18 protein-coding genes and 1 pseudogene are annotated in these 19,413 nt (G+C 37.3%); 15 read left to right on the top strand and 4 right to left on the bottom strand.

What is annotated here, in order from left to right; translation table 11 throughout:
• Positions 1–63 precede the first annotated feature (63 nt).
• From AT689_RS13205 to AT689_RS01210, 3 genes and pseudogenes are all read right to left on the bottom strand, one after another.
• A pseudogene (locus tag AT689_RS13205) lies at positions 64–873 on the bottom strand (extracellular solute-binding protein); the annotation flags it as partial.
• A 390-nt stretch (positions 874–1,263) separates the two neighbouring features.
• Positions 1,264–1,461 (bottom strand): helix-turn-helix domain-containing protein, encoded by a 198-nt coding sequence (locus tag AT689_RS01215; protein ID WP_001867511.1) that lies wholly within the window; start codon positions 1,459–1,461, stop codon positions 1,264–1,266.
• A 74-nt stretch (positions 1,462–1,535) separates the two neighbouring features.
• Positions 1,536–2,312 (bottom strand): glycyl-radical enzyme activating protein, encoded by a 777-nt coding sequence (locus tag AT689_RS01210; protein ID WP_000406171.1) that lies wholly within the window; start codon positions 2,310–2,312, stop codon positions 1,536–1,538.
• 121 nt (positions 2,313–2,433) lie between these two features.
• Between AT689_RS01210 and AT689_RS01205 the strand changes: the two genes are divergently transcribed.
• The 11 genes from AT689_RS01205 (at position 2,434) to AT689_RS01155 (ending at position 15,012) form a co-directional block, all read left to right on the top strand.
• Positions 2,434–3,180 carry a DeoR/GlpR family DNA-binding transcription regulator gene (locus AT689_RS01205; RefSeq protein ID WP_000824975.1) on the top strand — a complete coding sequence of 249 codons (747 nt, stop codon included), beginning with the start codon at positions 2,434–2,436 and terminating at the stop codon, positions 3,178–3,180.
• A gap of 12 nt (positions 3,181–3,192) precedes the next feature.
• Positions 3,193–4,173 carry a sugar-binding domain-containing protein gene (locus AT689_RS01200; RefSeq protein WP_001070849.1) on the top strand — a complete coding sequence of 327 codons (981 nt, stop codon included), beginning with the start codon at positions 3,193–3,195 and terminating at the stop codon, positions 4,171–4,173.
• Positions 4,174–4,367: 194 nt separating this feature from the next.
• Positions 4,368–4,688, top strand: coding sequence for a PTS lactose/cellobiose transporter subunit IIA (locus AT689_RS01195; protein ID WP_000402908.1), 321 nt, complete (start codon positions 4,368–4,370; stop codon positions 4,686–4,688).
• A 45-nt stretch (positions 4,689–4,733) separates the two neighbouring features.
• On the top strand, positions 4,734–5,042 hold the full coding sequence (locus tag AT689_RS01190) for a PTS sugar transporter subunit IIB (protein ID WP_000238716.1): 309 nt from the start codon (positions 4,734–4,736) through the stop codon (positions 5,040–5,042).
• A gap of 16 nt (positions 5,043–5,058) precedes the next feature.
• Positions 5,059–6,357 carry a PTS sugar transporter subunit IIC gene (locus AT689_RS01185; RefSeq protein WP_000041347.1) on the top strand — a complete coding sequence of 433 codons (1,299 nt, stop codon included), beginning with the start codon at positions 5,059–5,061 and terminating at the stop codon, positions 6,355–6,357.
• Between the two features lie 150 nt (positions 6,358–6,507).
• Complete coding sequence (locus AT689_RS01180) at positions 6,508–8,946, top strand: glycyl radical protein (RefSeq protein WP_000248310.1); 2,439 nt, start codon at positions 6,508–6,510, stop codon at positions 8,944–8,946.
• An 18-nt stretch (positions 8,947–8,964) separates the two neighbouring features.
• Positions 8,965–9,633: a fructose-6-phosphate aldolase gene (locus AT689_RS01175; RefSeq protein WP_000395438.1), complete on the top strand. Its 669-nt coding sequence runs from the start codon at positions 8,965–8,967 to the stop codon at positions 9,631–9,633.
• A gap of 17 nt (positions 9,634–9,650) precedes the next feature.
• On the top strand, positions 9,651–10,739 hold the full coding sequence (locus AT689_RS01170) for a glycerol dehydrogenase (protein ID WP_001217828.1): 1,089 nt from the start codon (positions 9,651–9,653) through the stop codon (positions 10,737–10,739).
• A 454-nt stretch (positions 10,740–11,193) separates the two neighbouring features.
• Positions 11,194–13,695: a leucine--tRNA ligase gene (leuS, locus tag AT689_RS01165; protein WP_000011773.1), complete on the top strand. Its 2,502-nt coding sequence runs from the start codon at positions 11,194–11,196 to the stop codon at positions 13,693–13,695.
• Between the two features lie 193 nt (positions 13,696–13,888).
• Positions 13,889–14,584, top strand: a complete 696-nt coding sequence (locus AT689_RS01160; protein WP_001144916.1) for a GNAT family N-acetyltransferase — start codon at positions 13,889–13,891, stop codon at positions 14,582–14,584.
• 11 nt (positions 14,585–14,595) lie between these two features.
• Positions 14,596–15,012, top strand: a complete 417-nt coding sequence (locus AT689_RS01155; protein WP_000628392.1) for a GNAT family N-acetyltransferase — start codon at positions 14,596–14,598, stop codon at positions 15,010–15,012.
• Positions 15,013–15,826: 814 nt separating this feature from the next.
• Here AT689_RS01155 and AT689_RS11300 read toward each other — a convergent pair.
• On the bottom strand, positions 15,827–15,919 hold the full coding sequence (locus AT689_RS11300; protein WP_000970381.1) for a type I toxin-antitoxin system Fst family toxin: 93 nt from the start codon (positions 15,917–15,919) through the stop codon (positions 15,827–15,829).
• Between the two features lie 133 nt (positions 15,920–16,052).
• Here AT689_RS11300 and ruvB point away from each other — a divergent pair, with 133 nt between their 5' ends.
• The 4 genes from ruvB (at position 16,053) to AT689_RS01135 (ending at position 19,405) form a co-directional block, all read left to right on the top strand.
• Positions 16,053–17,051 (top strand): Holliday junction branch migration DNA helicase RuvB, encoded by a 999-nt coding sequence (gene ruvB / locus AT689_RS01150; RefSeq protein ID WP_001809468.1) that lies wholly within the window; start codon positions 16,053–16,055, stop codon positions 17,049–17,051.
• Positions 17,032–17,604, top strand: coding sequence for a nucleotidyltransferase family protein (locus AT689_RS01145; RefSeq protein ID WP_001098895.1), 573 nt, complete (start codon positions 17,032–17,034; stop codon positions 17,602–17,604). The genes ruvB and AT689_RS01145 overlap by 20 nt, the downstream gene beginning before the upstream one ends.
• Positions 17,605–17,834: 230 nt before the next feature.
• Complete coding sequence (locus AT689_RS01140) at positions 17,835–18,593, top strand: isoprenyl transferase (RefSeq protein WP_000466719.1); 759 nt, start codon at positions 17,835–17,837, stop codon at positions 18,591–18,593.
• Positions 18,594–18,601: 8 nt separating this feature from the next.
• The gene (locus AT689_RS01135; protein ID WP_000189857.1) at positions 18,602–19,405 is read left to right on the top strand and encodes a phosphatidate cytidylyltransferase; all 804 of its coding nucleotides are present in this window, start codon (positions 18,602–18,604) and stop codon (positions 19,403–19,405) included.
• Positions 19,406–19,413 lie beyond the last annotated feature (8 nt).

Raw genomic sequence — 19,413 nt, 5'->3', positions numbered from 1 at the left:
ATCATAATCTTCAGTGAGTGTTTTGATTTTGTCAATTGGTTTCATGTTTTCGCTTGTTTTAGCATTTTTACGAACAGGACGGTTAGTAGTGGTTGTACCAAGTGTATCTTGTACTTCTTGAGAGATAATAAAATCGATAAATTTCTTGGCATTTTCCATATTTTTAGATTTTTTAACGATAGCAGCACTAGCAGGTAGGAAGACGGTTCCTTCTTTTGGATAGACTACCTTAATGTTAGCTCCGTCATTTAAGAGTTTAACTGCTGGATCTTCATAAGAGAGACCAACAGTCATTTCTCCATCAGCGACTGCTTTATAGACACCAGATGAACTTAAACCGATTTTATAGTATATTGAAACTAGAATAGTACACATCTACTTCTAAAACATTGTTAGAAATCGATTTGACTGTCCTGATTAACTTGTCCTGTTCTTATTTCATTTTACTATACCATCAATAAGTGTGAAAAGATCTTTTACATAAGACCAAGCCTTATCATCTTTGTAACCACCTTGAGCTTGTAGCATATTTGTTAATTGAGCAAAGGCGCTAGAAGAGTTTGCTGGGTCAGCAGTTGCGATTTTTCCTTTTAGTTCAGGTTTGAGAAGGTCGCTATATCCTTCGATGTTCATGCCTTTAGTTAAATCAGGGTGGACGATTAAAACACTACCATCTAGTGTATAAGGAGTAGAGAAGCCAGTTGTGTTTTGATATTCTTTGATAACATTATCATTTTCTTTTGAAATATAGTTTTCAAAGAGTTCTCCGTGGGTAGCATATTGTGTATAAGAACCACCAAAGATAACATCAGCTACAGGAACTTCTTTTTCTGACTCTAGTTTTTTGAAAAGTTCTCCAGTACCAGCTTGAATCAGTTCTATTTTGATACCATATTTTTCTTCAAAGGCAGGAATAGTTGCTCCAATTAAGCCTTCTGAGTTTGGTCAATAAACGACTAGCGAATCACCGTCTCCTTTATCAGATGAACTGTCATCGGCAGATTCATTAGAAGAACAAGCAGCATAATACATCCATTTCTTTTTCATGATGGATACCTCCGTTGTGTTATTTAAGTTTATTTTAAAACAATGTAAGCGTTTTTAAAACCTGCAATTCTATTCTATAGTGCATTGAATCTATAATAGTACACCTTGACTGCTAAAATATTTCTATAAATTAATTTGACTTTCCTGATAGAGATGTTCACATCTTATTTCAATTCACTATATTAGAGTAAAATTCTCTACAAAAAGAAGAATAGCCTATTTTACTATTCTTCCGAGTGATTTCAATTTTTTTGGGGAAATATGGAGATACTTTTTAAATACTTTGGCAAAATATTTATAGTCTGAAAATCCAACTTGGTCAGAGATATCGCTTAAAGAGGAGTTGGGAGATTCAGTCATCTTATCTATAGCTTGTTTCAGGCGATATTGTAAGATATATTCATTTAGAGTCATGGGGAAGTCTTCTTTGATAACCTTATATAGATGCTTGTTATCTGCAAATAGCTAGAGCGTTTCAAGGAAATGAACTAGAAATAACAATTAATATGGTGGTTCAGAAATACCTTTTGATAATCAATAAGATCTTCAGGATGAAGTGCGTTGACTCCATCCATTTCATATTTCCGATTTAATAAACGATATTTGTTTTCACCAAATTGATGAAAAGGGAGTAGTTGAACTTGGTCGATATTTAATGAGTTAAATAGAGTAGCGAATTTTTCTGCATCCTCTAAACTATTGTTAAAATTAGGAATAACTGGGATTCTTAAAACGATAGTTTTATTTTGAGAAAAAGCATAATGAATGTTTTTAATAATCATTTGATTAAAAACCCCAGTCACTTTTTTATGTTTTATAGAATTATAATGTTTTAGGTCTGTGTAGATAAAATCCACATATTGAATTAAATCGATAAATTTTTCATGATCAACAAAGGCAGTAGTTTCAATGGCAGTGTGTATGTGATGTTCTTTAGCTGATTTTAAGATGGCTTTAGCAAATTCAAACTGAGCAAATATTTCACCTCCTGATAAAGTTAAACCTCCACCGGATTCTTCGTAAAATTCTTTGTCTTTTAATACCTCTGTAATAATTTCTTCTACAGTCTTTTCTTCACCGACTAAGGTGAATTTCTCTCGTTGAGCATCTTTCATTTTTTCAGGTTTCATTCTTTGAGATTCAGGGTTAGAACACCATGGACAGCGCAGAGGACATCCTTTTAAAAAAACAGTTGTACGAATACCCGGGCCGTCATGAATTGAAAAGTGTTGAATATTAAAAATAATTCCTTTAGATATTTCCATAAGAGTTCCTCCTCTTCATAAGTCTATCCTATCACAAAAACGAAAGGAAAACAATTACGAACGAAAGTTTAATTTGTTGTTTTTTGCTTTTTATTTTGGTAGAATAAAACGGAGGTGTAAAATGAAAAGATTGGAACAAATTATTAAATTAGTATCAGAATATGAAAAGATCGACGTTAATACATTATCGGAAAAATTAAATGTATCGAAAGTAACGATTAGAAAAGATTTAGATAAATTAGAGTCAAAAGGTTTATTACACAGAGAGCATGGATATGCTGTATTAAATAGTGGAGATGACTTAAATGTACGTTTGTCAATTAATTATGAAACTAAGAGAAAAATTGTTCAGGAAGCAGTAAAATTGGTGTCAGATAATGAAACAATAATGATAGAATCTGGATCGACCTGTGCTTTACTTGCTGAGGAAATTTGCAAGCAAAAAAGAAATGTTACGATTGTAACAAATTCGTTTTTTATAGCAAATTTTGTGAGAGCTTATGATTCATGTCGTGTTATTGTTCTTGGTGGTGAGTTTCAGAAAGATTCACAGGTGACTGTAGGACCTTTATTAAAAGAAATGATACAGACTTTTCATGTGTGTCAAGCTTTTGTTGGGACAGATGGTTACGATAAAGAGATGGGCTTTACCGGAAAAGATTTAATGCGCAGTGAGGTAGTTCAATATATTTCAGCAGTGTCGGATAAAGTCATTGTCCTAACTGACTCAAGTAAATTTGATAAAAGAGGTACAGTAAGAAGATTTGCTTTAAGTCAAGTCTATGAAGTAATAACAGACGAAAAACTTTCTAAACAAAATATAGCTACATTAGAAAATGCTGGGATAATGGTTAAGGTAGTTTCGTAAGAGGTTAAGTGTATGAATCAAGATAGGAATAAACTGCTTTCTAAAATTGCTTATCTGTATTATATTGAAAACTTAAATCAGTCACAAATAGCAGCAAAATTAGGAATTTATAGAACCTCTATTAGTAGAATGTTAACAGAAGCAAGGAATGTAGGAATTGTTAAAATTGAAATAGAGAATTTTGATACCAATATGTTTAAGTTGGAAAATTATGTAAAAGAAAAATACAGTTTGGAAAGTTTAGAAATTATTCCAAATGAATTTGATGATACTCCAACAATTTTATCTGAAAGAATTTCTCAAGTTGCAGCAGGCGTCCTTAGGAATCTAATTGATGATAATATGAAAATTGGCTTTTCTTGGGGGAAAAGTTTAAGTAATTTAGTAGATTTAATTCACAGTAAAAGTGTCCGAAATGTTCACTTCTATCCTCTAGCAGGTGGTCCTAGTCACATACACGCTAAATACCATGTGAATACACTGATTTATGAAATGTCTAGAAAATTTCATGGAGAGTGTACATTTATGAATGCAACGATTGTGCAAGAAAATAAATTGTTAGCAGATGGTATTTTGCAATCAAGATATTTTGAAAATTTGAAAAATAGTTGGAAAGATTTAGATATAGCTGTAGTCGGAATTGGTGATTTTAGCAATAAAGGGAAACATCAATGGTTAGACATGCTTACAGAGGATGACTTTAAAGAATTGACCAAAGTTAAAACTGTAGGAGAAATTTGTTGTCGATTTTTTGATTCAAAAGGTAAAGAAGTCTATGAAAACTTACAGGAAAGAACGATAGCCATCTCTTTGGAAGATTTAAAAAATATTCCTCAAAGTTTAGCTGTTGCTTACGGTGATACGAAAGTATCTTCGATTCTTTCTGTCTTGCGTGCTAATTTAGTAAATCATTTGATTACAGATAAAAATACAATTTTAAAAGTTTTGGAAGAAGATGGTGATTTGACTTTTAGAGAGATTCTAGGTGAGTGAAAATGATAGACTGATCAGTTTATCGTTTTTTCTTTTTAGTCGATTGCACATTTGTGCTTATATAAACAAAAATAGTTTATCTGTTGTTTTTGGATTGACAACTTTATTATGTAGTTGTATTCTATAGTTACAAAAGAAAATTTTAAAATTTCAAATGAAAAAAGCTTTTTACATAGTGAAATGAGGAGGAATTTATGGAAATTATTGTTCCAGATCAAATTATCATGGGTTTAATTTTATATGCTGGCGATGCGAAACAACATATTTATAAAGCATTAGATTACATAAAGAACGGTACATGTGAACGATGTGAAGAAGAAATCCAGTTAGCTGATGCCGCCTTATTAGAAGCTCATAATCTACAAACAAAATTCTTGGCACAGGAAGCGTCTGGTACAAAGACAGAAATTACAGCTCTCTTTGTTCATTCACAAGATCATCTCATGACTAGTATGACGGAGATTAATTTAATCAAAGAAATTATTAGTTTGAGAAAAGAACTTCATAAAAAATAATACTAGAGTATTATCATTGTTATTAACATAGAGGAGGAAAACATAATGGTGAAGATTGGTTTGTTTTGTGCAGCAGGTTTTTCTACTGGTATGCTTGTAAATAATATGAAAATTGCAGCGCAAGCTAGTGGAGTTGAGGCAGAAATAGAGGCGTTTTCTCAGTCTAAATTAGCGGATTATGCGCCAAATATAGATGTTGCACTATTGGGTCCACAAGTTGCTTATACATTAGATAAATCAAAAGAAATTTGTGATAAGTGTGATGTTCCGATAGCTGTTATTCCGATGATGGACTATGGTATGTTAGATGGGAAAAAAGTATTAGATTTGGCCCTATCTTTGATTAGTGGGTAAGAAAAGGAGATTTATTATGTCAAAGATGGATGTTCAGAAAATCATTGCACCGATGATGAAGTTTGTGAATATGCGTGGCATTATAGCTCTAAAAGATGGGATGTTAGCAATTTTGCCATTGACAGTAGTTGGTAGTTTGTTCTTGATTATGGGACAATTGCCGTTCGAAGGATTAAATAAGAGCATTGCTAGTGTTTTTGGAGCTAATTGGACAGAGCCGTTTATGCAAGTATATTCAGGAACTTTTGCTATTATGGGTCTAATTTCTTGTTTTTCAATTGCCTATTCTTATGCTAAGAATAGCGGAGTAGAGGCTTTACCAGCTGGAGTTCTATCTGTATCTGCATTCTTTATTTTGCTAAGATCATCTTATATCCCTAAACAAGGTGAGGCGATTGGGGACGCTATTAGTAAAGTTTGGTTTGGAGGCCAAGGAATTATCGGTGCTATCATTATAGGTTTGGTAGTAGGAAGTATTTATACCTTCTTTATAAAGAGAAAAATTGTTATTAAGATGCCAGAACAAGTTCCACAAGCTATTGCCAAACAGTTTGAAGCAATGATTCCAGCATTTGTAATTTTCTTATCTTCTATGATTGTATATATTTTAGCGAAGTCATTGACTAATGGCGGAACATTCATAGAAATGATTTATTCTGCTATTCAAGTTCCGTTGCAAGGTTTAACTGGATCTTTGTATGGTGCTATTGGAATTGCATTCTTTATATCATTTTTGTGGTGGTTTGGTGTTCATGGGCAATCGGTAGTAAATGGAGTAGTGACAGCTCTGCTTTTATCTAATCTTGACGCTAATAAAGCTATGTTAGCCTCTGCTAATCTATCATTAGAAAATGGTGCACATATTGTTACTCAACAATTTTTAGATTCATTTTTAATTCTATCAGGTTCAGGGATTACGTTTGGTCTTGTAGTTGCCATGCTTTTTGCAGCAAAATCAAAACAATACCAAACCTTAGGAAAAGTTGCAGCTTTTCCAGCAATATTTAACGTAAATGAGCCAGTTGTATTTGGATTTCCGATTGTCATGAATCCAGTTATGTTTGTACCTTTCATTCTTGTTCCTGTACTTGCAGCTGTGATAGTATATGGAGCTATTGCAACAGGTTTCATGCAGCCATTCTCAGGGGTAACATTGCCTTGGAGTACACCAGCTATTCTATCAGGATTTTTGGTGGGTGGATGGCAAGGTGTTGTGACTCAGTTATTAGTATTGGTGATATCTACAGTGGTTTACTTTCCATTCTTTAAGATACAAGATCGTTTAGCTTACCAAAATGAAATCAAACAATCTTAGAGGTATTTGTGTGTTACTGTTAAACTCACACATTTGTGCTAAAAATTAGAGAGTTAAAATTTTTCTAGTTAAAAGCTTGAAAATTTCTATAAAAATCGGTATTATATTTTCGAAAGAAATAAAAATATTTTCGAAAGAAAGGTGCTTACGATGGTAAATACAGAAGTAGCAAGAACAACAATCAAGACAGAATATTTTGGCAGCCTTACTGAAAGGATGAACAAATATCGAGAAGATGTTTTAAATAAAAAACCTTATATTGATGCTGAGAGAGCAGTTCTAGCAACACGCGCCTATGAACGATACAAGGAACAACCTAATGTCCTAAAACGTGCATATATGCTGAAAGAAATTTTGGAAAATATGTCTATCTATATTGAAGAAGAATCTATGATTGCGGGAAATCAAGCTTCTTCCAATAAAGATGCTCCTATTTTTCCGGAATATACGCTAGAATTTGTTCTCAATGAGTTGGATCTTTTTGAAAAGCGTGATGGAGATGTTTTCTATATTACAGAAGAAACAAAAGAACAACTTAGAAGTATTGCTCCGTTTTGGGAAAATAATAATTTACGTGTTAGAGCTGGTGCCTTATTACCTGAAGAAGTGTCAGTTTATATGGAAACAGGATTCTTCGGTATGGAAGGTAAGATGAATTCTGGAGATGCTCACTTAGCAGTTAACTATCAGAAACTTTTGCAATTTGGTTTAAGAGGTTTTGAAGAGCGGGCTCGTAAAGCAAAAGTAGCTCTAGATTTAACAGATCCAGCAAGTATTGATAAATATCATTTTTACGACTCTATATTTATCGTAATCGATGCTATTAAAGTATATGCAAAGCGCTTTGTTGCTCTTGCTAAAAGTTTAGCCGAAAATGCAAATCCTAAACGTAAGAAAGAATTACTTGAGATTGCAGATATTTGCTCTAGAGTCCCATATGAACCGGCAACTACTTTTGCAGAAGCTATTCAATCAGTTTGGTTTATTCAATGTATTTTACAAATTGAATCTAATGGCCACTCTCTTTCATATGGCCGTTTTGATCAATATATGTATCCATATATGAAGGCTGATTTAGAAAGTGGTAAAGAAACAGAAGATAGCATTGTTGAACGTCTGACAAATCTTTGGATTAAGACAATTACAATTAATAAGGTTCGCAGTCAATCACATACATTTTCTTCAGCAGGAAGTCCTTTATATCAAAATGTTACAATTGGTGGACAGACTCGAGATAAGAAGGATGCTGTTAACCCATTATCTTATTTGGTATTAAAATCAGTTGCACAAACCCATCTACCGCAACCTAATCTAACTGTACGTTACCATGCAGGTTTAGATGCTCGTTTCATGAATGAGTGTATTGAAGTGATGAAACTTGGTTTTGGTATGCCTGCATTTAATAATGATGAGATTATTATTCCTTCTTTTATTGCAAAAGGAGTATTGGAAGATGATGCTTATGATTACAGTGCCATTGGATGTGTTGAAACGGCAGTTCCGGGGAAATGGGGCTATCGTTGCACAGGTATGAGTTATATGAACTTCCCTAAGGTTCTACTTATCACGATGAATGATGGAATTGATCCGGCTTCGGGTAAACGGTTTGCACCAAGCTTTGGTCATTTTAAGGATATGAAGAACTTTTCTGAATTAGAAAATGCTTGGGATAAAACACTAAGATATTTGACACGAATGAGTGTTATTGTTGAAAATTCTATTGATTTATCATTGGAACGAGAAGTTCCTGATATTCTATGTTCAGCATTGACTGATGATTGTATTGGTCGTGGAAAACACCTTAAAGAAGGTGGAGCAGTATATGATTATATATCAGGATTGCAAGTTGGAATTGCAAATTTGTCGGATTCATTAGCTGCAATTAAAAAATTGGTGTTTGAGGAAGAACGTATAAGCCCAAGTCAGCTTTGGCATGCACTGGAAACAGATTATGCCGGAGAAGAAGGTAAGGTCATTCAAGAAATGTTGATTCATGATGCACCTAAGTATGGTAATGATGATGATTATGCTGACAAATTGGTTACTGCTGCTTATGACATTTATGTTGATGAAATTGCTAAATATCCTAATACACGTTATGGAAGAGGGCCTATTGGAGGAATTCGTTATTCAGGAACATCTTCTATATCAGCCAACGTAGGGCAGGGACGTGGAACATTAGCAACTCCAGATGGACGCAACGCGGGTACACCGTTAGCAGAGGGTTGTTCACCATCACATAATATGGATCAACACGGCCCTACATCTGTTTTAAAATCTGTTTCAAAATTACCAACAGATGAAATCGTAGGTGGGGTTCTCTTAAATCAGAAAGTAAATCCTCAAACGTTAGCCAAAGAAGAAGATAAATTAAAACTAATTGCTTTGTTACGAACATTCTTTAATCGTTTACATGGGTACCATATTCAATACAATGTTGTTTCCAGAGAGACGTTGATTGACGCTCAGAAACATCCTGAAAAACACAGAGACTTAATTGTTCGTGTTGCAGGATACTCTGCATTCTTCAATGTTCTTTCTAAGGCAACCCAAGATGACATTATAGGACGTACTGAGCATACTTTGTAAAATAAAGAGGTTCTTTTTATGGAATTTATGCTTGACACATTAAATTTAGATGAGATTAAAAAGTGGTCTGAAATTTTGCCGCTAGCTGGGGTAACTTCAAATCCCACTATTGCAAAAAGAGAGGGTTCTATTAATTTTTTTGAACGAATCAAAGATGTAAGAGAATTGATTGGCTCTACACCCTCTATTCATGTTCAGGTGATTTCTCAAGATTTTGAAGGCATCTTAAAGGACGCTCATAAAATTCGAAGACAAGCAGGAGATGATATATTTATCAAAGTACCTGTTACTCCAGCTGGATTACGTGCAATAAAGGCGCTAAAAAAAGAGGGCTACCATATCACTGCAACAGCTATTTATACAGTTATTCAGGGATTATTAGCTATCGAAGCAGGAGCGGATTACCTAGCTCCATATTATAATAGAATGGAAAATCTGAACATTGATTCAAATTCTGTCATTCGTCAATTAGCTCTTGCTATTGATAGACAGAACTCTCCTAGTAAGATTTTAGCTGCATCCTTTAAAAATGTAGCACAAGTAAATAATGCTTTAGCTGCAGGTGCGCATGCTGTTACAGCAGGAGCAGATGTTTTTGAATCAGCTTTCGCCATGCCATCTATCCAAAAGGCGGTTGATGATTTTTCTGACGATTGGTTTGTTACTCAAAATAGTCGTTCCATTTAGATAGAGAGGAAATACATATGAGAATTTTTGCTAGTCCTTCTAGATATATTCAGGGGGAAAATGCCTTGTTTGAAAATGCCAAATCAATTTTGGATTTGGGAAATTACCCTATTCTATTATGCGATCAGTTGGTTTATGATATTGTTGGAAAACGATTTGAAGATTATCTACATAGGTATGGTTTCCATATTGTTCTGGCGCTATTTAATGGTGAAGCTTCTGACAATGAAATCAATCGAGTTGTTGCCTTGGCTGAGAAAGAAAATTGTGATAGTATTATCGGTCTTGGTGGGGGAAAGACGATTGATAGCGCAAAAGCTATTGCAGATTTGATTGAAAAGCCTGTTATTATTGCTCCAACAATTGCATCGACCGACGCACCTGTATCTGCTTTATCTGTTATTTATACAGATGAAGGTGCATTTGATCATTATCTATTTTATTCTAAAAATCCAGATTTAGTTTTGGTTGATACAAAAGTTATTTCACAAGCCCCTAAGCGTTTATTAGCGTCTGGTATTGCAGATGGTTTAGCAACTTGGGTTGAGGCGCGTGCGGTTATGCAGGCAAATGGAAAAACTATGTTGGGACAACAGCAAACATTGGCTGGAGTTGCAATTGCGAAGAAATGTGAAGAAACGCTGTTTGCAGATGGTTTACAGGCTATGGCAGCTTGTGAAGCTAAAGTGGTGACACCAGCATTAGAAAATATTGTTGAAGCTAATACTTTATTGAGTGGCCTAGGTTTTGAAAGTGGAGGATTAGCTGCGGCGCATGCAATTCATAATGGTTTTACTGCATTGACAGGCGACATTCATCATTTAACACATGGTGAAAAAGTAGCTTATGGAACTTTAGTACAACTATTATTGGAAAATAGACCTAAAGAAGAACTTGATAAGTATATTGAGTTTTACAAAAAAATTGGTATGCCAACAACTCTAAAAGAAATGCATTTGGATCAAGTTGGATATGATGATTTAATAAAAGTTGGTAAACAAGCAACTATGGAGGGTGAGACAATTCATCAGATGCCGTTTAAGATTTCGCCCTCAGATGTTGCTCAAGCTATTATCGCTGTAGATGCCTATGTAAATTCAAAATAAACAATAAGGACTACTGTTTTCCAAATGGTAGTCTTTTATTGATCCCTGTATTGAATTCTATAGAAGATTGAAATAGGATGAGAACAAATCGATTGGGAAAGTAAAATTAATTTCTATAAATGTTTTAGCAATTGTTTCGTACTATTTCAGATTCAGTCTACTATACGTTCTTCATAAATCAAAAAGCGACATAGGTAGTCGGCTATTTATTGTGAATACATTAATTAGCATTCCAGTTTTATCTTCGGTCTAAAATAAGTATTTTGTGCTATACGAGATAAGCTTCTTGACTTACTCCTTGATTTACTGCATAACAATGGGATAAAAAGTGGGAGATAGAGCAATTCATAGTCATCAAAATTAATGAGATACAGTATACAGTTTTTCCTTTAAACACATTTCAAATTCCCTCAAAAATGGTATAATAGTAACATCACAAAATTGGAGAGAGACCATGAGTTTTTACAATCATAAAGAAATTGAGCCTAAGTGGCAGGGCTACTGGGCAGAACATCATACATTTAAGACAGGAACAGATGCATCAAAACCTAAGTTTTATGCGCTTGATATGTTCCCTTATCCGTCTGGAGCTGGTCTGCACGTAGGACACCCAGAAGGTTATACTGCAACCGATATCCTCAGTCGTTACAAACGTGCGCAAGGCTACAATGTCCTTCACCCAATGGGTTGGGATGCTTTTGGTTTGCCTGCAGAGCAATACGCTATGGATACTGGTAATGACCCAGCAGAATTTACAGCGGAAAACATTGCCAACTTCAAACGTCAAATCAATGCGCTTGGATTTTCTTATGACTGGGATCGTGAAGTCAACACAACAGATCCAAACTACTACAAGTGGACTCAATGGATTTTCACCAAGCTTTACGAAAAAGGCTTGGCCTATGAAGCTGAAGTGCCAGTAAACTGGGTTGAGGAATTGGGAACTGCCATTGCCAATGAAGAAGTGCTTCCTGACGGAACTTCTGAACGTGGAGGCTATCCAGTTGTCCGCAAACCAATGCGCCAATGGATGCTCAAAATCACGGCTTACGCAGAGCGCTTGCTCAATGACTTAGATGAACTAGATTGGTCAGAGTCTATCAAGGATATGCAACGCAACTGGATTGGTAAATCAACTGGTGCCAATGTAACTTTCAAAGTAAAAGGAACAGACAAGGAATTTACAGTCTTTACTACTCGTCCGGACACACTTTTCGGTGCGACTTTCACTGTTTTGGCTCCTGAACATGAATTAGTAGATGCCATCACAAGCACAGAGCAAGCAGAAGCAGTAGCAGACTACAAACACCAAGCCAGCCTTAAGTCAGACTTGGCTCGTACCGACCTTGCCAAAGAAAAAACTGGTGTATGGACTGGTGCTTATGCCATCAATCCTGTCAATGGTAAGGAAATTCCAATCTGGATTGCGGATTACGTTCTTGCTAGCTATGGTACAGGTGCGGTAATGGCTGTGCCTGCCCACGATCAACGTGACTGGGAATTTGCCAAACAATTTGACCTTCCAATCGTCGAAGTACTTGAAGGTGGAAATGTTGAAGAAGCTGCCTACACAGAAGATGGCCTTCACGTTAATTCAGACTTCCTAGATGGACTCAACAAAGAAGACGCTATTGCCAAGATTGTGGCTTGGTTGGAAGAAAAAGGCTGTGGACAAGAGAAGGTAACCTACCGTCTCCGCGACTGGCTCTTTAGCCGTCAACGTTACTGGGGTGAGCCAATCCCAATCATTCATTGGGAAGATGGAACTTCAACAGCTGTCCCTGAAAGTGAATTGCCACTTGTCTTGCCTGTAACTAAGGATATCCGTCCCTCAGGTACTGGTGAAAGTCCACTAGCTAACTTGACAGACTGGCTTGAAGTGACTCGTGAAGATGGTGTCAAAGGTCGTCGTGAAACAAATACTATGCCACAATGGGCAGGTTCAAGCTGGTACTACCTCCGCTATATTGACCCACACAATACTGAGAAATTGGCTGACGAGGATCTGCTCAAACAATGGTTGCCAGTAGATATCTACGTGGGTGGTGCGGAACATGCTGTACTTCACTTGCTTTACGCTCGTTTCTGGCATAAATTCCTCTATGACCTCGGTGTTGTTCCAACTAAGGAACCATTCCAAAAACTCTTTAACCAAGGAATGATTTTGGGAACAAGCTATCGTGACCACCGTGGGGCTCTTGTGGCGACTGACAAGGTTGAAAAACGTGATGGTTCTTTCTTCCATGTGGAAACAGGGGAAGAGTTGGAGCAAGCGCCAGCCAAGATGTCTAAATCGCTCAAGAACGTTGTCAACCCAGACGATGTGGTGGAACAATACGGTGCTGATACCCTTCGTGTCTATGAAATGTTCATGGGACCACTCGATGCTTCGATTGCTTGGTCAGAAGAAGGTCTGGAAGGAAGTCGTAAGTTCCTTGACCGTGTTTACCGTTTGATTAGAAGTAAGGAAATTGTTGCGGAAAACAATGGCGCTCTTGACAAGGTTTACAACGAAACTGTTAAAGCTGTCACAGAGCAAATTGATTCCCTCAAATTCAACACAGCCATTGCCCAACTTATGGTCTTTGTCAATGCGGCTAACAAGGAAGACAAGCTCTATGTTGACTATGCCAAAGGATTTATCCAATTGATTGCCCCATTTGCACCTCACTTGGCAGAAGAACTCTGGCAAACTGTTGCTGCAACAGGTGAGTCAATCTCTTACGTGACTTGGCCAACATGGGACGAAAGTAAACTGGTTGAAGACGAAATCGAAATCGTTGTCCAAATCAAAGGTAAAGTCCGTGCCAAACTCATGGTCGCTAAAGACCTATCACGTGAAGAATTGCAAGAAATTGCTCTAGCGGATGAAAAAGTCAAAGCAGAAATTGACGGTAAGGAAATCGTGAAAGTGATTAGTGTACCAAATAAATTGGTTAATATTGTTGTAAAATAACCAATTTATTTGCTGATTTCCAACCTCAAACAGTTTCCCAAACTGTTTGAGCCAACTAAACTCGTTAATATCGTTGTGAAATAAGGTAGGAATCCTTCAGAGTAGAATCTGGAGGATTTTTTGAATCTTCTTATGAAAGTATGGTATACTATGGGCAACTATAAAGTTTGAAAAGTGAAAAAAGGAGAAAGCTATGCCAGTAAATGAATATGGTCAAATGATTGGGGAGTCAATGGAAGGTTATACACCAGGTGAACTGCCTTCTATTGATTTCTTAGAAGGGCGTTATGCTAGGATAGAGGCTCTTTCAGTGGAAAAGCATGCGGAGGATTTGCTAGCTGTTTATGGGCCTGATACGCCTCAGGAGATGTGGACCTACCTTTTTCAGGAGCCAGTAGCAGAGATGGGGGAGCTGGTTAGCCTTTTACATCAGATGTTGGCTCGTAAGGACCGTTTTTACTATGCAATCATAGACAAGGCGACTGGTAAGGCTTTGGGATCTTTTTCTCTCATGCGCATTGACCAGAATAACCGAGTAATAGAAGTCGGAGCAGTCACTTTTTCTCCAGATCTAAGGGGTACACGGATAGGAACTGAAGCTCAGTATCTCCTAGCTCGCTATGTTTTTGAGGAGCTAAACTATCGTCGCTACGAGTGGAAATGCGATGCCTTAAATCTGCCATCCAGACGAGCTGCGGAGCGTTTGAGCTTTATTTATGAAGGAACCTTCCGTCAGGCAGTGGTTTATAAGGGACGTACGAGAGATACGGATTGGTTGTCTATGATTGATAAGGACTGGCCTCAAGTCAAAGATCGTTTGGAAACATGGTTGCGTCCTGAAAATTTTGATAAAAATGGACAGCAGTACAAGAGCTTGAGAGAACTTTAAGAGGTGTTGAGATGATTACTATTAAAAAGCAAGAAATTGTCAAGCTAGAGGATGTTTTACATCTCTATCAGGCTGTCGGTTGGACAAATTATACCCATCAACCAGAGATGCTGGAGCAGGCCTTATCTCATTCATTAGTAATTTATCTGGCACTTGATGGTGATGCTGTGGTGGGCTTGATTCGTTTGGTTGGAGATGGATTCTCATCAGTATTGGTTCAGGATTTAATCGTTTTACCAATCTATCAGCGTCAAGGAATTGGTAGTGCCTTGATGAAAGAGGCTTTAGAGGATTACAAAGATGCCTATCAAGTCCAGCTGGTGACAGAAGAGACAGAAAGAACCTTGGGCTTCTATCGTTCTATGGGCTTTGAAATCTTATCCACCTATAATTGTATAGGGATGACTTGGATGAATCGTAAAAAATAACAAAACTTGTTTTTTCTTAAGCAAAATTTAAGGATGGTCTAGTATTATATAGTCATTAAATAAAGACCTCCTAACTTTATTTAATAAAATCCTAAACTTTTTTCATCACAATCTCCTAATGAAGCCACCCAATCAGGTGGCTTTTTTGCGTGGTGAGGTGCTGGTGATAGAAATTTTTTGCAAAATAGTAAAATTTTAGAAAAGTTAAGCTAGTTTTAAGTTTCGTCTTGTATCATGTAGTTATTAAATAAAGACCTCCTAACTTTATTTAATAAAATCCTAAACTTTTCTTTTTCATAATAATCTCCCTTAACTCCACCCAATCAGGTGGAGTTTTTTAGCTCTATTTCAGGCTTTTGGGGACTATTCTAAAAATAATTTTTCGATATTTTTCGGTATTTTTCGGATTTTGGTCGGGGAATTGGCGGGGACTTTTTTAGCGAATATAACTAAGAAATAGGTCTGTGGTCGCTTCAGCTAGTTCAAACTCAATTTGATTGTAAGTGACTGTTAATTGAAGAACTGGAACTACTGTAATAATGATTTTGCTTGTCTAGTAGTGGCGTATTAAATGAGAAGTGACATGTAAGATTGTCTCTTCGTTTACGAAATCAAAATTTCTATGAAATTGATAGAATCCCTAACGTTCTCTTAATCTTAACCGTCTTGTCGTACAGCGGTTGAAGAAAATGTAAACCTTTGACAAAATTCGTGAACTATGGGATAATAAAAAGGAATTGAGTACTAGTTCTATATCATAGGTTAGAAAAGACCCCAAGCTCACGACCAAATAAGCTTGAGGTCTTTTTTGACACTATTTGTCCTTGTTTAGCCATTTATCGACTATACGAAGAACGACACCGACCACAATTGGTCCGATGATAGTTTTGAGTACTAATTCCATCATGGGCTATCTCACCTCCTTTCGTAGGCGGTGTAGCAGTGTCGTAGAATATTATACCACATAAGTGCTAAACTTAGGAGTCACCCAATCAGGTGGCTTTTTTGTTTGTGGCTTGGTTTTTTGATATAATAGAGCCATGAGTAGAATTTTAGATAATGAGATAATGGGGGATGAGGAGTTAGTAGAACGCACGCTCCGTCCTCAGTATTTACGTGAATATATCGGACAGGATAAGGTCAAGGACCAGCTACAAATCTTTATTGAAGCTGCCAAAATGCGGGATGAAGCGCTGGATCATGTGCTCTTATTTGGGCCTCCAGGTCTCGGGAAAACGACCATGGCCTTTGTTATTGCCAACGAACTGGGAGTCAATCTTAAGCAGACGTCGGGTCCAGTCATTGAAAAAGCCGGAGATCTGGTAGCTATTTTGAATGAGTTAGAGCCTGGGGATGTACTTTTTATTGATGAGATCCATCGTTTGCCAATGTCAGTGGAAGAGGTGCTTTATAGTGCTATGGAGGACTTCTACATAGATATTATGATTGGGGCTGGTGAGGGTAGTCGTAGTGTTCATTTGGAGTTACCACCTTTTACCTTGATTGGTGCGACGACTCGGGCTGGTATGCTCTCCAATCCGCTACGGGCACGTTTTGGGATTACAGGCCATATGGAGTATTATGCCCATGCTGACTTGACAGAAATTGTCGAGCGGACGGCAGATATTTTTGAGATGGAAATCACTCATGAGGCAGCATCTGAGTTGGCTCTACGTAGTCGTGGGACCCCTCGTATTGCCAATCGTCTCCTCAAGCGCGTGCGCGATTTTGCCCAGATAATGGGGAATGGGGTAATTGATGATATTATTACCGATAAGGCTTTGACTATGCTGGATGTTGACCATGAAGGTTTGGACTATGTGGATCAAAAAATCCTTCGTACCATGATTGAGATGTACAGTGGAGGACCTGTTGGTCTAGGAACTCTTTCTGTGAATATCGCCGAAGAGCGTGAGACAGTTGAAGATATGTATGAGCCTTACTTGATTCAAAAAGGTTTTATCATGCGGACACGGTCTGGACGGGTGGCGACTGCTAAGGCATATGAGCACTTAGGTTATGAATACAGTGAAAAATAAGCAAGAAATCTTAGAGGCTTTTAGAGAAAATCCAGATATGATGGCCATTCTGACGATCATCCGAGACCTTGGTCTGAAAGACTCGTGGTTGGCAGCAGGTTCTGTCAGAAATTTCATTTGGAATCTTTTGTCAGACAAATCCCCTTTTGATCATGAAACAGATATAGATGTGATTTTCTTTGATCCAGATTTTTCTTATGAGGAAACCTTATTACTGGAGAAAAAGCTGCGAGAGGATTTTCCTCAGTACCAGTGGGAATTGAAAAATCAGGTCTATATGCATCAGCACAGTCCTCACACTGCTTCCTATACCAGTTCTCGTGATGCTATGAGTAAGTATCCAGAACGGTGTACGACAGTTGGACTGCGCTTGAATGAAGAATCAGATTTTGAACTCTATGCACCTTATGGTTTGGAGGATATTTTGAATTTTCAAGTTCGTCCAACTCCTCATTTCTTAGAAAATGAAGACCGAATGGAACTCTATCAAACACGTTTATCCAAGAAAAATTGGCAGGAGAAATGGAAAAATTTGATTTTTAAAAATACTTAAGGAAACTTTAAGCTAGGGAGTGTACACTAAGTTCATAAGTTAAGAAGACCTTAACTTAAACTCCTAAAACTTTTTCATAATAATCTCCCTATAAAAATAAAGTCGCCCAATCAGGCGGCTTATTTTTTTGAAAAATGGGCTTGGTGCCTGAGAATAAATAGCTTAGTGATAGAAGAAAATGGGGAAATATGGTATAATAAAACGATAGATTTTTGAATAGGAATAAGATCATGTTTGGATTTTTTAAGAAAGATAAGGCTGTGGAAGTAGAGGTTCCGACACAGGTTCCTGCTCATATCGGCATCATCATGGATGGCAATGGCCGTTGGGCTAAAAAACGTATGCAACCGCGAGTTTTTGGACATAAGGCGGGCATGGAAGCATTGCAAACCGTGACCAAGGCAGCCAACAAACTGGGCGTCAAGGTTATTACGGTCTATGCTTTTTCTACGGAAAACTGGACCCGTCCAGATCAGGAAGTCAAGTTTATCATGAACTTGCCAGTAGAGTTTTATGATAATTATGTCCCGGAACTACATGCGAATAATGTTAAGATTCAAATGATTGGGGAGACAGACCGCCTGCCTAAGCAAACCTTTGAAGCTTTAACCAAGGCTGAGGAATTGACTAAGAACAACACAGGATTGATTCTTAATTTTGCTCTTAACTATGGTGGACGTGCTGAGATTACACAGGCGCTTAAGTTGATTTCCCAGGATGTTTTAGATGCCAAAATCAATCCAGGTGACATCACAGAGGAATTGATTGGTAACTATCTCTTTACCCAGCATTTGCCTAAGGACTTACGAGACCCAGACTTGATTATCCGTACTAGTGGAGAATTGCGTTTGAGCAATTTCCTTCCATGGCAGGGAGCCTATAGTGAGCTTTATTTTACGGACACCTTATGGCCTGATTTTGACGAAGCGGCCTTGCAGGAAGCTATTCTTGCCTATAATCGTCGTCATCGCCGATTTGGAGGAGTTTAGGAGGAAATATGACCCAGGATTTACAGAAAAGAACCTTGTTTGCAGGGATTGCCCTGGCTATTTTCCTACCAATTTTAATGATTGGGGGCCTCTTGCTTCAGATAGCAATCGGAATCATAGCCATGCTAGCCATGCATGAACTTTTGAAGATGAGAGGTCTAGAGACCATGACGATGGAGGGCCTCTTGACCCTCTTTGCAACCTTTGCATTGACCATTCCCTTGGAGAATTACCTGACTTTTTTGCCAGTTGATGGGAATGTGGTTGCCTATAGTGTTTTGATTTCAATCATGTTAGGAACGACCGTTTTTAGCAAGTCTTATACGATTGAGGATGCGGTTTTCCCTCTTGCTATGAGCTTCTACGTGGGCTTTGGATTTAATGCTTTACTAGATGCTCGTGTTGCAGGTTTGGACAAGGCTCTCTTAGCCTTGTGTATCGTCTGGGCGACAGACAGTGGTGCCTATCTTGTTGGGATGAACTATGGGAAACGAAAGTTAGCACCAAGGGTATCGCCTAATAAAACCCTTGAGGGTGCCTTGGGTGGTATTTTAGGAGCAATTTTAGTAACCATTATCTTTATGATAGTTGACAGTACAGTTGCTCTTCCATATGGAATTTACAAGATGTCAGTCTTTGCTATTTTCTTTAGCATTGCTGGACAATTTGGTGATTTACTAGAAAGTTCGATCAAACGTCATTTTGGTGTTAAGGATTCTGGGAAATTTATCCCTGGACATGGTGGTGTTTTGGATCGTTTCGATAGTATGTTGCTTGTATTTCCAATCATGCACTTATTTGGACTCTTTTAATCAAAAGA

Origin of the sequence: Streptococcus pneumoniae (assembly GCF_001457635.1) — a bacterium.
Taxonomy (GTDB): domain Bacteria; phylum Bacillota; class Bacilli; order Lactobacillales; family Streptococcaceae; genus Streptococcus; species Streptococcus pneumoniae.
Note: the sequence above shows the minus strand (reverse complement) of the source record. Positions and strands in the feature narration are given on the sequence as shown.

Coding starts and splice junctions, on each gene's coding strand:
- AT689_RS01160 (WP_001144916.1), top strand. CDS start 13,889: ATGCCAGTAAATGAATATGGTCAAATGATTGGGGAGTCAATGGAAGGT.
- AT689_RS01155 (WP_000628392.1), top strand. CDS start 14,596: ATGATTACTATTAAAAAGCAAGAAATTGTCAAGCTAGAGGATGTTTTA.
- AT689_RS11300 (WP_000970381.1), bottom strand. CDS start 15,919: ATGATGGAATTAGTACTCAAAACTATCATCGGACCAATTGTGGTCGGT.
- leuS (WP_000011773.1), top strand. CDS start 11,194: ATGAGTTTTTACAATCATAAAGAAATTGAGCCTAAGTGGCAGGGCTAC.
- AT689_RS01185 (WP_000041347.1), top strand. CDS start 5,059: ATGTCAAAGATGGATGTTCAGAAAATCATTGCACCGATGATGAAGTTT.
- AT689_RS01135 (WP_000189857.1), top strand. CDS start 18,602: ATGACCCAGGATTTACAGAAAAGAACCTTGTTTGCAGGGATTGCCCTG.
- AT689_RS01205 (WP_000824975.1), top strand. CDS start 2,434: ATGAAAAGATTGGAACAAATTATTAAATTAGTATCAGAATATGAAAAG.
- AT689_RS01180 (WP_000248310.1), top strand. CDS start 6,508: ATGGTAAATACAGAAGTAGCAAGAACAACAATCAAGACAGAATATTTT.
- AT689_RS01190 (WP_000238716.1), top strand. CDS start 4,734: ATGGTGAAGATTGGTTTGTTTTGTGCAGCAGGTTTTTCTACTGGTATG.
- AT689_RS01210 (WP_000406171.1), bottom strand. CDS start 2,312: ATGGAAATATCTAAAGGAATTATTTTTAATATTCAACACTTTTCAATT.
- AT689_RS01145 (WP_001098895.1), top strand. CDS start 17,032: ATGAATACAGTGAAAAATAAGCAAGAAATCTTAGAGGCTTTTAGAGAA.
- ruvB (WP_001809468.1), top strand. CDS start 16,053: ATGAGTAGAATTTTAGATAATGAGATAATGGGGGATGAGGAGTTAGTA.
- AT689_RS01195 (WP_000402908.1), top strand. CDS start 4,368: ATGGAAATTATTGTTCCAGATCAAATTATCATGGGTTTAATTTTATAT.
- AT689_RS01215 (WP_001867511.1), bottom strand. CDS start 1,461: ATGACTCTAAATGAATATATCTTACAATATCGCCTGAAACAAGCTATA.
- AT689_RS01170 (WP_001217828.1), top strand. CDS start 9,651: ATGAGAATTTTTGCTAGTCCTTCTAGATATATTCAGGGGGAAAATGCC.
- AT689_RS01175 (WP_000395438.1), top strand. CDS start 8,965: ATGGAATTTATGCTTGACACATTAAATTTAGATGAGATTAAAAAGTGG.
- AT689_RS01200 (WP_001070849.1), top strand. CDS start 3,193: ATGAATCAAGATAGGAATAAACTGCTTTCTAAAATTGCTTATCTGTAT.
- AT689_RS01140 (WP_000466719.1), top strand. CDS start 17,835: ATGTTTGGATTTTTTAAGAAAGATAAGGCTGTGGAAGTAGAGGTTCCG.